This is a genomic window from Gemmatimonas sp. UBA7669, assembly GCF_002483225.1.
Classification (GTDB): Bacteria; Gemmatimonadota; Gemmatimonadetes; order Gemmatimonadales; family Gemmatimonadaceae; genus Gemmatimonas.
This window is the reverse complement of the sequence record NZ_DLHL01000022.1, coordinates 1-14,471: the sequence shown is the minus strand read 5'-3', so window position 1 is coordinate 14,471 and position 14,471 is coordinate 1. Positions and strand designations below refer to the sequence as shown.

Below are 14,471 nucleotides of genomic sequence, written 5' to 3'. Positions count from 1 at the left end.
CCGACTTTTTCAGCACCCTGCTAAGTCACGTCGCCCCGGATCCCTCACCCAACACGACGTGAGGGATTCCGAGCGCGGGCGATACGTCTACAGGTGTCTGTGACACCTCGCTTTCGAGGGCCGAACGCCGTTCGGCCAATCAAACAAAAAATGCTTCTGCATGGAGACGCCATGAACTGGATTCCGCGCCATCGTCGATACGCGTTCGTGGGTGTCATTGCGACGTTGATCGCGTCGCACGTCGCGGGCGCGCAAGTGGCAGTATCCGATTCCGTGCGATCGGCGACGGACAGCGCCAAGGCGCAGGTAGGACAGTGCGGGGGAGGCTTCCTCGCCCGTGCGATCTGCAAGGGCAGCGCGAAAATCTACAGCGCAACTGTTGGCGCGGGCCTCTTCGAAAACGGTCCCACTGCCGTTGGCAAAGTCTCCGCTCCTGCGGTCCCCTTCTTCGGCACGTATCGCGTCTGGCTGATTCGCGATGGACGGGATTCCCTCGCCTATTTTCTGCGCACTCAGACGCTCTTGCACGACAAGTGGGAGAATGATCCGTACACGGGCTATCTCGGCCGCTTTCACACGGCGATGGCCCTCGAAGATCTGCCGTCGACCATGGCCGAGCAACACGGACCGCTGTCGGGTCGGCAAGCCTCCGGTGCGTATATGCTGTTGCTGTCGTCGCGTGATACCACGCGGTTCGGTATCCGCTTGGAAGTCTCGCCTCCGGCCTTGCACCCCGCGGTGCAGGCGGCGCGGAGCTGGATCGGTGACGCACAGACCTCACTTCCGCCGGTCGAGAGCTGGTCCAAAAGGGAGCGCGAACGCGGCTTAACTGAACCAATGGCCTCGGGGGATACGCCTACGCGCTTCAGCGTATCTTGGAAGAGCGGGAAGCAACAGTTCACGGTGAAGGGTGAGCGGCTAAGTGATGTGACGGTGCCGCCAGGCGCGGCGCGGCGCTAGGAGAGAAGCGCGCCAAGGCATTCGCTCACTCGATCACCAACAAGAGAGTTGGCAGTGGCCACCGCCTTCGGCTTCATCGGCCGCGTTTGATTCGTGCACTACGCTCGGTACGCGCGACGCGGCCGACGCAACGCGCTCCCGGATAGCCGCGAGCTCCTGCTGGTCGAAGGCGAGGTTGACGACGGTTTCGGGAATGAGCGCCAGGTCGAGAAGCAGTGTCGATGATCCCCATCTTTCCATTTCCGTCGCTCTGAGAGCCCACGCGCGCTCATGCGGGGCGGCGGCGTTGTCACACGCGAGTGCGATGAGTGCGATGGCTATGCCCCTCTTGTGTAGCGGTAGCGGCAAGCCGAGGACGCGATAGTTGGTGATCACGCGCATGAGCGGCCGCGCAACGTCAACCGCGATTCGACGCCACTTCGACTTCAGGGCGTCCGCGAAGTCGACCGTGCAGCAAGTCGATCGCTGGTCCGCCCAGCACGGGTCTTCAATCCCGGCGAGCCGAATCACTTGATCCAGCGCCGCCGCGGCTGCTGCCTCTCCAAGGTTCGGTCGTTCGAAAAGCAGAAGGCCGGCATCGCATGAAACAGCGGTCTTCGCGAGCAGGGGCGGTATATCAACGGCAAGCTGCAGCGCGTCCCGAAGGCGGTTCTCATCTCGTAGCCGCTTCGGAAGACTCGTTCGGCCTGGCTCAAGGCAGAGGGCCACAATGGCGTTCAGCGTCAGCGCGGCCTTGCGCTGCCCTTCGGACGCCGAATCGAACCACGGCCACGTCAGCACGAGAAGATCGAACGGGCGCGTCGGTCGCGTAGTGCTACGTGCTTTCGGCGGTGGCAGCAGCGTAGGATCGATTCTGTCGTAGTACATGATCGTTGGACGGCAACAGATGCTTTCAGACAATTCGCGCCCCAATTCTGTGGCGCAATTCCTCGGCCAGCCGAGGGCGAACGTCAGAAAGGTCCGGCCATCGCTGCAAGTCGCTGTGGCATGGTGCGGACGAAATCGAGAGTACAAGCCGGTCTGGCTTGTGCAAGCGCGACGGTGGAAGTCCGCGCAGAACGCACACATCGCGTGCTTCAATAGTCGCTTTGCGTGATGAATTCCTCGACGCGCATTGTAGGCGCGTATCCTTTCCCCCTCAACCCAACAACCGTCTGTCGACGATTGGAGCAGACGCGGCGGGACCGTCACCTGTTGTAAGCTGAATCGGGCGCAGTAGTTTTCCCGAATGTCAATACTGAACACGCGCTCCGCCAGTGATCTCCGCCGCCAACTCATCAACCGTTGGCGCGACGACCACGCCAGCACGTTCCGCACGTGGTTCCTCTGGGAGGAACGCGTCAAGAACTTTCGCTCCATCCGTCGCGGCCTTCAAGAGGTCGTTCAGGAGATCGCCGCCGGTACCTTCGGCAACGCGTACCGGGGCTCGTCACTCGAGACGGTCGTGCATTCGATCGCCGAGCAACGGCAGATGTTCAAGGGCGCCGACCATGCGTGGCTCTGGAAGCCCAAGCTGCGCATCCCTGACATCTACGAGTCACCGGACAACCAGCGGGCATTCGGACAGTTCCTTGATAGCTGCGTGTGCTGCAACACCGAAGAGCACGTGCTGAGCGCGATTCACCGCTTGGAGTCGCACGGTATCAAGGGGCTCGGTCCGAGCGCCGCGAACCTGTTGTACTTTCTGCATCCCACGATCACGCCGCCATTCAACACGGCGATTGTGAACGGCTACAACGCACTCACGGGCGCGAAGGTTCGGCTCGGGCGATGGCCCGACTATCTCGCCATGCGCGCCGGCATGCTCAAGCTGAACGCGGAGTACCGCGATCTGTTGTCCAATGACCTGGGGGCGATCGCCGCCCTGCTGTTTGACATTGGCACGGGGCGATACGCTGCGCCACCCGAGATGATGGCGGCGGGGTCGCGTGCCGAGGCCGAGTGGGAAGCGGATCTGGCCAAGGTGCGCGAGGATGCGGCGTCGGCGCGGGCACTCGCGGCCAATCGAGAAAGCGATCGCACGCACACGGAGGTGCAGGGGTGGCTCCGCGATCTGGGCGTGGCGCTCGGCTTCGATGTCTGGATTGCCTCGAATGACCGGAGCCGATCCTACGCCGGCGGAAAACTCGGCGATGGCTGCGCCACCTCGCTGCCTTCGGCCATGGAGGGTGCTCCGGGGGTGGACGTGGTTCGCCTGATCGATGTCCTGTGGATCGAGCGGGGTGAGAATGGCTCACCGGCTCGGATCGCCGGCGCGTTCGAGGTCGAGCATACGACGTCCATCTACTCGGGGATCGTCCGCCTGCTGGACCTGGCGCTCGGCGCACCGACGCAGGCCACCCGCGGACTCTTCCTGGTCGCCCCCGACAATCGGGAATCCGACGTCCGCACGCAGCTCGCAAGACCCGCGTTCAGTCGCGTGGCCGACTTGGAAGTACGCTTCCTGCCGTACACCGCGCTCGAGACGCATCGTGAGGCCATGGCGAGGTTTGGTCAGGGTCTGCGCCCGGTTGAGGCGATCGCTCGGCGCCTGTAGCGGATCGAGGGTCTCGCACCCTTGTGTAGGAGTTTAACCTACGTAAAATCAAGAAAGCGCCCACAGGATCGATGCGCGCTCGCCGATACTCTTGAGGTCGACCCTCGTTGCCGCGCGTCCTGACCCTCTCGTGCCTCTCGTGCCTCTCGTGCCTCTCGTGACTGCCATTCGTCGAGTCCTAACCACACTGTTCACCCTGCTGCTGGCAGTGCCGGGCGGGAGCAGTCGTGCGGAAGGGGCTCGCGTGGCGGTGCCGTCGCCACAGGCTGCCCACGCGTGTGTGCACGGTGCGCGAAGCGGACACGAACGAGTACACCGGCCCGTGAGCGCTCAGGTCGAGCCGACGGCGCCGTCGCGCCATTGCCCGAGCGATTGCCCCATCAACTGTCCATGCCCGCATCCGCTGCTGGGCGCCGGGTGCCACGGCGGCTCGCCAATGGTGCGGCTTGCCCTGGTGGAGTGGACCACATGGACGCTCGCGGTCGATGAGTGTTGGGTGTTCTGCCTGCCGCGCCGCCTCGCCTCACTGGCGCACGCACCGGACGTTCCCCCGCCACGGGGTTGACCCGCATCGGCGGTGTCCACATCCCGCCGTCTTGTCCGCGTTCCCGCTGGGCTGTGAGTCGTGCGACCCGTTCTGCGCAACGGTGAGTAGCTGCGCACGCTACGCAAAGAGATCACTCGTGGAGGTCGGTCCGTGTCCATCCTGCTCACGTGCTGGATGCAATCCAGTGCACGCCGTGACGTCGTTCGCGTTCCCCGCCCCTTGAGGGTTGGCGTCGCCGTCGCGGTGCTGATACTCGGCACGTCGCACGCGCTGGTGGCGCAAGCAGACACGTCCCGTGTCGCACCGCTCCGCCTCGCCGACGTATACGCCGAGATGGTGAAACGCAGTCCACGGGTCGAGGCCGCTCGTCAACGGGCCCGAGCCGCCGAGGCACGCGTGCCGGGCTCCCGGCGCCTCCCCGATCCGCAGGTGCAACTGGGCTTCATGAACTATGGCGTGCCGTCGCTCCGCCCGATGGAGACGCTGGGGATGAACCAGGTGCAGATCACCCAAATGCTGCCACTCAACGGCAAGCTCGCGGCGGCCGGTCGCGCGGCTGATGCACAGGCGGCTGCGGAGCGTTCGCGCGCGGCCGATACCCGGTGGGAGCAGCGGGCGAGCGCGGCAGCCGCCTTCTACGATCTCTATCAACTTGATCGCTCCATCGAGGTCGCCAGCGAGTCGCGCCGCCTGATGCAGGACCTGGCAAGCATCGCGGAGAGCATGTATCGCGTCGGCGAGGGACGGCAGGCGGATGTGCTGCGCGCGCAGGTGGAGGTGGCACGCATGGATGAGGAAATCATCCGCATGCGTGCGATGCGCGAGGCGGCCTCCGCTCGTCTTGCCGCGCTCCTCGATCGCCCGGTCGAGCCGGCGCTTCCACCAGTGCAACTCCCGTCCTATCCGGCCGCATTGCCGCGCGTCGATTCGCTTCAGCGCGCCGCGGCCGCCAGCCGACCGATGATCCAATCGGGCGAACAGGAAGTGAGGGCGGCCGAAGCGTCCGAACTGCTCGCACGAAAGGAGATCTGGCCGGACTTCGAAATCGGCGTGCAGTATGGGCAGCGGCGTGCAGTTGCCAGCGCCGATCCGACGGCCATGTCGTCGGGAACCGATCGCATGGCGAGCCTCATGGTGGGCGCTTCGGTGCCGATCTTCGCCCGCAGTCGGCAGCTCAAGATGCGCGAGGAGGCCGTGGCCATGCGACGTATGGCGAGTGCCGATCTCGCGGCCATGCGTTCGGACACGCGAGGGAGTGTCGCCGAAGCGTTTGCCGATCTATCGCGCGCCCGAGCGCTGCAGCTGCTGTATCGCACCACGATCCTGCCGCAGGCAGAAGCGAGCGTCACCTCGTCGCTCTCGGCGTACCGCGTGGGCTCCGTCCCGTTCATGACCGTGCTCGACAGCCGTACGACGGTGAACCGTTTCCGGCAGGAACTCGCGGTTTTGGAAGCGGACGAGGGGCGCGCATGGGCCGAACTCGAGATGCTTGTTGGTCGGTCTTTGGTTGACTCGACGTCTGAACCGCCCGATAGCCGAGACCTACCGCCCGCGCCCACGTCACCAGACGCGCCCACTCATTCCTCCATCTTGCGCGATGCCTCGCGCCGAGGACTCCGCTGATGTCGTCACCCATTGAAACCTCTCCCTTTGATTCGCCGACGCGTCACCCAGTGCGTCGCCGGATGGGGATGATCGCCGGAGCGGCACTCCTGCTCGTGGGCGCGTTTGCCGCGGTGTACCTGGCCACCCGGAAATCCCCTGACGCATCGGCCGTTCCCGCTGGGCACAACCACGGCGGCGCCGCGCCGGCGACGGAGGCCGGCCCCGTCATGCTGAGTCGGGCCGATGCCGATCGCATCGGCGTGACGTTCGCGCCGGTCACGCTGGCGCCGCTGAAGCGCGAGCTGCGCGCCGTGGGGATCGTCAGCTACGACGAGACGCGGGTCAAGGTGATTGCACCCAAGATCGACGGCTGGGTGGAGCAGTTGTACCTCAACTTCACCGGCCAGCCGGTACGGCGCGGGGATGCACTGTTCACGATCTACGCGCCGATGCTCGTGACGGCGCAGGAAGAGCTGCTGCTCGCACGACGACTCGCGGCGGACGTGCAGAATGGATCCCCAGAGGCGCGACGCTCCGCGGAGGAGCTGGTGGCGTCCGCGCGTCGGCGCTTGAGCTATTGGGACATTCCGGCGGCCGACATCGACGCCATCGAAACGAGCGGCCAGGTACGTCGCACCTTGACCCTGCGATCGCCGATCGATGGGTTCGTGGTCGACAAACCCGTGCTCAGTGGCCAACGCATCATGGCCGGCGACGCGGTCTACCGCATTGCGGACCTCAACACCGTCTGGGTCGATGGGGAGATCTACGAACAGTACGCCCCCCTTGCCCGCGTTGGTGCCCCGATCACCATGGAATTTGCGTCGTTGCCGGGAGAGCAGCGGACCGGGCGCGTGGCGTACGTGTATCCCACCGTGAACCAGGACACGCGCACCCTGCGGGTTCGCGTCGCACTGCCGAACGTGGGCGCCGAACTCAAGCCCGGCATGTACGCGACGATGGTCCTCACGAGTTCGAGTGAGCGGCCCGTCCTGACGGTGCCCCGGTCGGCGGTGCTCGCAACCGGCCGACGCGTGCTGGTGTTCGTTCGCGCGAGCAACGGGGCGCTGGTTCCGAAAGATGTCACCATCGGTGATGCGTCCGATGATCGCGTGGTTGTGCTCTCGGGACTGAGCGTCGGTGATACCGTGGTCGCGTCCGCCACCTTCCTGGTCGACGCGGAGTCGAACCTGAAATCGGCGCTGGGCGGTATGGGCAACATGCCGGGCATGAATATGGGAGGGGCGAGCGAGACGCCGCCGCCAGCAGGTCCGCGCCCGGCCGGGCCGGTGCCCGACTCCATGTCGAAGATCCCCGGAATGCCCGACATGCCCGGCATGGCGGATATGCCCGGCATGAACCATGGATCGAGCACACCGCCCGCCAAACCCGCGCCGAAGCCCAATCCGCAAAAGGGCGGACCGCCGTCGAGCACGCCACCGCACGTGCGCCAGGAGGTCTGACCCATGCTTCCGCGCATCATCAATTGGGCCGTCAGCAACCGGCTACTCGTACTCCTGGTTACGGTCGCCGCGATGGTCGGGGGCGTCTTGGCGGTCAAGCGTACGCCCCTCGAGGCACTCCCTGACCTGTCGGATGTCCAGGTCATTGTGCAAACCGATTACAACGAGCAGGCGCCACGTATCGTCGAGGACCAGATCACCTACCCGATTGCCGCGGAGATGCTGAAGGTGCCAGGCTCCCGGGTCGTGCGTGGCTATTCCTTCTTCGGCGTCTCGTTCGTGTACATCATCTTCGAGGATGGGACCGATCTCTACTGGGCGCGCAGCCGCGTCCTCGAGTATCTGAACGGCATCCAGGGCCGACTGCCGAAGGGCGCGGTCGCGCGACTGGGACCGGATGCGACCGGGCTCGGGTGGGTCTACCAGTATGCCCTGGAGGATACCACGGGACGACTCAGCCTCGCCGAACTGCGCTCGTTGCAGGACTGGTATCTGCGCTATCAGTTGACAGCGGTCCCCGGTGTGAGCGAAGTGGCCTCGCTCGGCGGCTATGAAAAGCAGTACCAGGTGGATCTGGATCCCACCAAGCTGCAGGCCTATGGCATTCCGGTTGGTCGCGTGATGGCCGCCATCCAGAACGCCAACGCCGACGTGGGCGCCATGGTCATGGAGCTCTCCGAACGCGAGTATATGGTGCGCGGCCTGGGGTATCTCAAATCGCTCTCGGACATCGAGAACGTGGTGGTCAGCGCCTCAGCGGCTGGCACGCCGGTTCGTGTCGCCGAACTGGGACGCGTGAGTATCGGCCCCGCCGTTCGACGTGGCATTGCCGAACTGGACGGCCGTGGCGATGCGGTCGGGGCGATCGTCGTCATGCGCTTCGGTGAGAACGCGCTGGCGGTGATCGAGCGCATCAAACAGAAGCTGGCACGTATTCAGTCCGGGCTTCCGCCCGGGGTGGTGATCCGCCCGGTGTACGATCGGTCGTCGCTCATCGAACACGCGATCGAGAACTTGCAGGGAAAGCTGCTCGAAGAGTCGCTCATCGTCGCGCTGGTGTGCGTGGTGTTCCTGCTGCATGCCAGCTCAGCGCTGGTGGCCATCATCACCCTGCCGATCGGCATCCTGATGGCGTTCATTGCGATGCGGAGCATCGGTGTGGGCGCCGACATTATGTCGCTCGGCGGGATTGCCATTGCCATCGGCGCCATGATCGACGCCGCCATCGTCATGATCGAGAACATGCACAAGCATCTCGAGCGCGCCATCGTTGCCAAGGAAGGCGAGGCGGCGTCCGGGCAGCGTTCGTTCTCGACATCGGTACTGACCTCCCGCGAGCGGTGGCGCGTCGTGGTCGAATCGTCGCGGGAGGTCGGGCCGGCGCTGTTCTTCTCGCTGCTCATCATCACCGTAAGCTTCCTGCCGGTGTTCACACTCGGTGGCCAGGAAGGCCGTTTGTTCAAGCCCCTGGCGTTCACCAAGACGTTCGCGATGGCGTCTGCCTCGCTCCTGTCGGTCACGCTGGTGCCGGTGGCCATGGGTCTGTTCATCCGTGGGAAGATCTATCGGGAACAGGCCAACCCGATCAACCGCGCCCTCATTCGTCTCTATCGACCGATGATCACAACGGTGCTTCGTCATCGGTGGCCGGTGATCGCCGTCGCCATGGTCACCCTGGTGCTGTCCTGGATTCCATGGGCGCGCATTGGCAGTGAGTTCATGCCGCCGGTTGAAGAGGGCACCATTCTGTTCATGCCGCAGACGCTGCCAGGGGTCAGCGTGGCCCGGGCGCGTGAACTGCTCGCCGGACAGGATCGGATCCTCAAGCAGTTTCCCGAAGTGGAGCACGTCTGGGGGAAGGCCGGGCGCGCCAATACCGCGACCGATCCGGCCGGGCTCGACATGTTCGAGACCACGATCACGCTCAAGCCCGAGCAGGAGTGGCGTGCGGGTGTGACGTACGAGGGACTCGTGGCGCAGATGGATTCGGCCGTACGCATGCCTGGCGTCACCAATGCGTGGACCATGCCGATTCGCGGCCGCATCGACATGTTGGCCACGGGCATCCGCACGCCCGTGGGGATCAAGGTGTTCGGACCTGATCTGGCAGAGCTGGAACGTCTGGCGAAAGAGGTGGAGACGGCCGTGCAGATGGTGCCGGGCACGCGCAGCGCGTTTGCGGAGCGCGCCGTGAGTGGCTACTACGTCGACATCGATATCGATCGACGGGCGGCGGCACGGTATGGGCTCAATGTTGGCGACGTCCAGGAGGTGATTGCCACGGCGATCGGCGGCATGGTCATCACGCAGACCGTGGAAGGACGTGAGCGCTACGGCGTGCGCGTGCGCTATCCGCAGGAACTGCGCGATAGCCCGGAGCGCCTCGCGGCCGTGCTGATTCCGATCAACACGGCTGGGCGTGCCGCTGGCGGTGACGCCATGGGCGGCATGAGCGCCCGGGGGGCGGGGCTCTCGGCGCGGGCGGGCGTCAGTCAGGTACCGCTCGGACAAGTCGCGACGATTCGACCGGTGCCGGGGCCGATGGTGGTGCGTACCGAAGGCGCCATGCCGACCGCCTGGGTCTACGTTGATGTCTCCGGGCGCGACATTGGCGGCTACGTGCAAGAGGCGCAGCGTCGGGTGACGGAGATGGTGAAGTTTCCCGCTGGCTACACGGTGGTCTGGAGTGGCCAGTTCGAGTACATGGAGCGTGCCAAGCAGACCATGCGACTGGTGATTCCCGCGACGCTCGTGCTCATCTTCCTGCTGTTGTATTTCAACTTCAAGAGCGTTGGCGAGACCATGATCGTGATGCTCTCGCTGCCGTTCGCGTTGGTTGGCGGTTTGTGGTTCATTTTTCTGCTGGGCTACAACTGGTCGGTGGCCGTCGCCATCGGATTCATCGCGTTGGCTGGCGTGGCGGCAGAAACGGGGGTGGTCATGCTTATCTATCTCGATCACGCCTGGCGCAGTGAACGGGAACGCGCACGCGCGGCGGGCGGGCAGGTGACCCTGCATCATCTCTACGCGGCCGTCATGGAAGGCGCCGTCGAGCGGGTACGCCCCAAGATGATGACCGTGACGGCGATCATGGCGGGGCTGCTGCCAATCCTGTGGACGTCGGGCACGGGTTCGAGTGTGATGAAGCGGATCGCCGCACCCATGGTCGGCGGCATGATCTCGAGTACGGTGCTCACGCTGCTCGTGATCCCGGCGGTCTACTCCCTCTGGAAGGAATGGGAAGTGCGCCATGGACGGGTGGAGGACGACGGCGCCGACGACGCGAGCCTGCCGGCCACGGCCGCGATGCCCGAGCCAACGCCGGCCTGAATGCGACTCCGCCATCCGGCACGTTGACGGCCGAATGGCGGAGTCGGTGGAACCGCGGTGACGGCGTCGAGGCCGTCACCGTGTCGGCATTTACGGGTGTGTGGCAAACCTGCTGGTGGCACCATCGCGTTGGAACGCCAGCACGTCGTACTTGTCTCGCATGAGGCTTTCCATGCCGGGCGCGCCATTCGGCATACCAGGTGCCGTCAACCCTGCGACGTCCGGGTGCTCGCGCAGCAGCCGCTCCACATCTGCGGCGGGTACATGGCCTTCAATCGCATAGCGACCGACGAAGGCCGTGTGGCAGGACGCCAGGGACGACTCGATACCAGCTTTTGCTTTGATGCCGGCGAGATCGGTTGTGTCGTGCACTTCCACACGAAAACCCGCGTTCTGCATGTGCTCCACCCATCGATGGCAGCACATGCACGACGGGCTTTTATACACCATGAGCGTCGGCCGGCTCGCTTCCGCCGTGCGCGTCGTTGCCGCGGCACCGACCGCGTCGCCCGACAGCGGGGAGCAGCCCACCACGAGACCAGCTAGGAGTAGGGACGATATCGCAAGACGACCGCCACCGCGTCGTCCGACACGCACAGAATCGGTATCCATGGTGCTTCTGGGTCTTCCCTTGAGAGTGATCGGCTGGTCGCGACGCAACGAATGCGGTGATGAGTGAGCGGCGACCGAGCGAACGCACGGTTCGCTTCAAAAAGATCGAGCCGGGGAGATGCGGCGGCCATCGGGCGCTCCCTGACCATGATGTCGTGTAACCGGAGCCGCGCGCCCGATCGGCGCCGGTGCTCTCGGACCGGTACTATCGGAAATGAAAGGCGAGGGCGAGGGCGACCACAAGATCTGTTCGCCACGGCCGCGACATATCACTCGACGAGGCTGGAGGCAAAGCGTTCGAGCGGTATGCGCGGAACTCCCCGCGCACCGCCGTTCGCTGAAGGGGAACACGTCGCCACTCGCTGCCCAGCGTCAGATAGAACGCGCCTCCGGAACGGCCGGCGTCGCCACGTGCTCTGCCGCTCACTCGGCGCCCGCCACCTCCGATCCCCACGAACGGGTGCCATGCCGCGAGGGACGAATGCAGACTGGGGGACTTCGATGGAGCTAGCTCGACGCCAGCATCGTAGTCGTAGAGCGTGACCACACCCTGCGCGATCGCGTCAACTCCGTCTGCGACGGGAGCGACTCGCGTGCGCGCGGCGAAGCCGGTCAGGACGAACGCGGTCTGCAGGGCGCCGACGCGAGGCAGAGGCAGCCCGAGCTGGACACCGGCCAGAGGGCCCCCTAGCACAGACTTTCGGGATTCGCCCACCGGTACGTGCGCCCCCACGACGGGGTGTATGGTCACCCGCGGCTGCTGCTGGGCGGACTCGCTCACTTGCCCAAGGAGCGGGGGTACTGGGAGAGCTGGTAGCACAAGTACCGCCGCTCTCACCAGCCAGCTGCAGCGCGAGCGCTTCTGGATGTCGTGGCTCGGCATGTCGACTCACCTCACAGCGTTCGAGGGTTGCCTACGCCCGGTGATCGCGTTGGCGTGATTACGGATATATGCACCACAAAGCTATCGAGCGATCGAGGCGCTTGTCCACTTATGGGGGTCGCGATCTTTCTGACCGGAGCGATTTGCTGAATGAATGCCAGCATGCAATGTCGCGAGTAGACGGACACGCCCGCCGACACGGACGGCGTCCGCGCATGCCACGACGTTGTATTGCGCGTGTCTCCCCATGATTGGTCACTGCCTCGAGTTCGGTGGAGCCCTCCGCGCTCTTGTCGTTGGACCGATACGGCTTTATGCTCCGTAAAGTCAACCTTGCGGAGCGAGCATGGACCCCTTCAGTGTCGAGTCGCCGTCATTCGTCGTCACGCGTCTCGTATCATATGCGGCGCTCCTCGCCGTCATCGGCTCCGCCGTCGCCCTTCGCGGGGTCATGCCATGGGTGCGTACCCGCGGTCGGCTCGACAGCGCGGACCCGCGGCGCGCCTGTCGGCGGTTGCTGCGCCGTCTGCTTGACGTCCAGCGATTCGGTTGGGTCGCGTGGATCATCGCGTGGATCGCCCGATGGGCCATGCAAGCGTTGGCCTTCTTCGGTCCGCCCGCCGCGTGGGATCTCGATGGGGTCTGGACGCTCACGTGGGACACCGCCTGGGGACGAGCGTGGTTGTTGCAGGGTGTCGCAATAGCCGGCCTGATGGCGCTGCCGAACGCCACCGGTCGGCGTCGGACGCGTGACCAGTTCCTGGCGAGCGGTGCCCTCCTTGCGCTTGTTGTGGGACAAGCGCTCGGGGGACATGCCGTCACCGTCACCCCTCCCGTCATCGGCGTGGTCGCTCACGTTCTGCATCTCGTGGCCGCCGGACAGTGGCTCGGTCTGCTGGCTGTCCTCATTGTGGGCGGGCTCCTGCGGGCACCGCTGACGGTGCAAGCGTCCGCGCTCTCGGCCTTCTCAAGGGTGGCGCAGCTCGCCGTGAGCGTGCTCCTCGTCTCGGGGGCAGCGATGGCGTGGCTGCATGGCGTGCGTCTTGATTCCTTGTGGGGACCGTCCTACGCGCGCCTCGTGCTGCTCAAGGTGCTCCTCGTGATGCCCACACTGGCATTGGGTGGCTGGAATTGGCGCTTCGTGCTGCCACGCTTGGAGAAGGGACAAGCCGTATCGGCATTTCGCATCAGCGCGTGGCTCGAGCTCGGCATTGGCATCGGTATCCTGCTGGTCACGGCAACGCTCGTCGCGACGGAGCTGCCGGCTTGACGGCAGAGGGCGATGGATGTGTTCGCCTTGAGCCAAGGCATGCACGCAAAGAATGTCGAGAACTCACGGCACGTTTTGGTCACCGACGGTACGCTTTGTGCTGGAGTCCTTTATCCTGAGTAAAGGTACCTTCCAGAGCCGTGCCTACGCACGCCCGCCGAGGTCGCGAATGCGGCGGCGTGCCGCGAGAGTTCCTTCTTCTCCACGAGGCAGTCATGCAGGATTTGAGGAAGTTTCAAAGTGGTCAGCGCGCATGCCGTGAGGGCGTCTGGGTCGGGGCACGTCTCTTCGCCGTGTCGACGTTTGCGCTGACGACAGCCTGTTCGCCCAAGACGGATCGACCGACCACTGGTGACACCGCGGCTGCGGTAGTGGCCGGTTCATTGACGAGCGCGGCTGCACCCGATAGCGGCAGCATGGCCGGAATGGACCACCGCGCCATGAGCACCGTTGGCAACATGACAGTCAGCGGTGGTGCCACCAGCGATCCGGACCGCGACTTTCTGCGTATGATGAGCGAGCATCACAAGGGGATGATCGCGATGGCCCATCTGACCGTCGAAGTTAAGCGGGGGTCGGCCACGACGCAGGCCGATGCCGAGATGCTCGACACCAAGCAGGACGCCGAGCTTGATTCGATGGTGACCAAGTTGGAGCGGCAGTACAAAGATCGGTACGATCCGAAGATCAGGCCCGACAATCAGCGCATGCTCGACCAACTCAAGCCATTGAGTGGCGCCGCATTTGACCGGATGTTCTACCACCACGTGGTACAGCATCACCAGCAGGCGACGCAGATGATCGACCACTACCTGCCGATGCTGAAGGACGCGAAGGTCAAGGCAATGGCCGAGCGCATGAAGCGCGACCAGACGCGCGAAATCGCGCAGTTTCAGCGCAAGGTGTCGGGGCAATAGGCGAGGCGGCGCGGCGGATGCGGGCCGGCGCCTGCCTAGGATTCTTCGTTCGCGACCCCCGCGCCGTTATTCGCAAGTGGCCGGCATGACGAGACAGTACCGTGTGACGCGGTTCGCCTCGAAATTGCGCTGCGTGCCTGTCTGACAGGGCGCCGCCGTAAGCACGTGCGTCTGATTTTCCCACGTGCCTCTTGAACCGATGGTTCCCATGGACGAATCAGAGCGATCCATTTCCGTGCGCATTGGTGCTGCGCCAGTGACCCGCCGCCGCTTCCTGCATGCGGCTGGGGCGTTGGGTGCGCTCGCTGGATTGCGGCGCCTAGCTGTAGATGCTAAGGAGGTTGTTCA

At 64.8% G+C, this 14,471-nt stretch carries 9 protein-coding genes; 7 read left to right on the top strand and 2 right to left on the bottom strand.

The annotated features are described in order from the left end of the window. Nucleotides 1–171: 171 nt before the first annotated feature. Entirely contained in the window at nucleotides 172–960 is a 789-nt protein-coding gene (locus B2747_RS06745; protein WP_291158256.1) for a hypothetical protein, read from the top strand. A 33-nt stretch (nucleotides 961–993) separates the two neighbouring features. Here the strand turns inward: B2747_RS06745 and B2747_RS06740 are convergent, their stop codons facing one another. Further along, entirely contained in the window at nucleotides 994–1,827 is an 834-nt protein-coding gene (locus B2747_RS06740) for a hypothetical protein (protein WP_291158253.1), read from the bottom strand. Between the two features lie 361 nt (nucleotides 1,828–2,188). Here B2747_RS06740 and B2747_RS06735 point away from each other — a divergent pair, with 361 nt between their 5' ends. The 4 genes from B2747_RS06735 (at nucleotide 2,189) to B2747_RS06720 (ending at nucleotide 10,441) form a co-directional block, all read left to right on the top strand. Further along, complete coding sequence (locus B2747_RS06735) at nucleotides 2,189–3,496, top strand: hypothetical protein (protein WP_291158251.1); 1,308 nt, start codon at nucleotides 2,189–2,191, stop codon at nucleotides 3,494–3,496. Nucleotides 3,497–4,193: 697 nt separating this feature from the next. Further along, nucleotides 4,194–5,666: a TolC family protein gene (locus B2747_RS06730; protein ID WP_291158249.1), complete on the top strand. Its 1,473-nt coding sequence runs from the start codon at nucleotides 4,194–4,196 to the stop codon at nucleotides 5,664–5,666. Nucleotides 5,667–5,728: 62 nt separating this feature from the next. Further along, on the top strand, nucleotides 5,729–7,111 hold the full coding sequence (locus tag B2747_RS06725) for an efflux RND transporter periplasmic adaptor subunit (RefSeq protein WP_291158247.1): 1,383 nt from the start codon (nucleotides 5,729–5,731) through the stop codon (nucleotides 7,109–7,111). A gap of 3 nt (nucleotides 7,112–7,114) precedes the next feature. Next, on the top strand, nucleotides 7,115–10,441 hold the full coding sequence (locus B2747_RS06720) for an efflux RND transporter permease subunit (RefSeq protein ID WP_291158244.1): 3,327 nt from the start codon (nucleotides 7,115–7,117) through the stop codon (nucleotides 10,439–10,441). Nucleotides 10,442–10,531: 90 nt separating this feature from the next. On the opposite strand, the gene B2747_RS06715 is transcribed toward B2747_RS06720, so the two are convergent. Continuing rightward, entirely contained in the window at nucleotides 10,532–10,840 is a 309-nt protein-coding gene (locus B2747_RS06715) for a DUF411 domain-containing protein (RefSeq protein ID WP_291158241.1), read from the bottom strand. A 1,442-nt stretch (nucleotides 10,841–12,282) separates the two neighbouring features. Here B2747_RS06715 and B2747_RS06710 point away from each other — a divergent pair. Further along, a complete protein-coding gene (locus B2747_RS06710) occupies nucleotides 12,283–13,206 on the top strand; it encodes a copper resistance D family protein (protein WP_291158238.1) in 924 nt (307 codons plus the stop codon). A gap of 215 nt (nucleotides 13,207–13,421) precedes the next feature. Continuing rightward, nucleotides 13,422–14,123 carry a DUF305 domain-containing protein gene (locus B2747_RS06705; RefSeq protein WP_291158236.1) on the top strand — a complete coding sequence of 234 codons (702 nt, stop codon included), beginning with the start codon at nucleotides 13,422–13,424 and terminating at the stop codon, nucleotides 14,121–14,123. The last annotated feature ends 348 nt before the right edge of the window (nucleotides 14,124–14,471 follow it).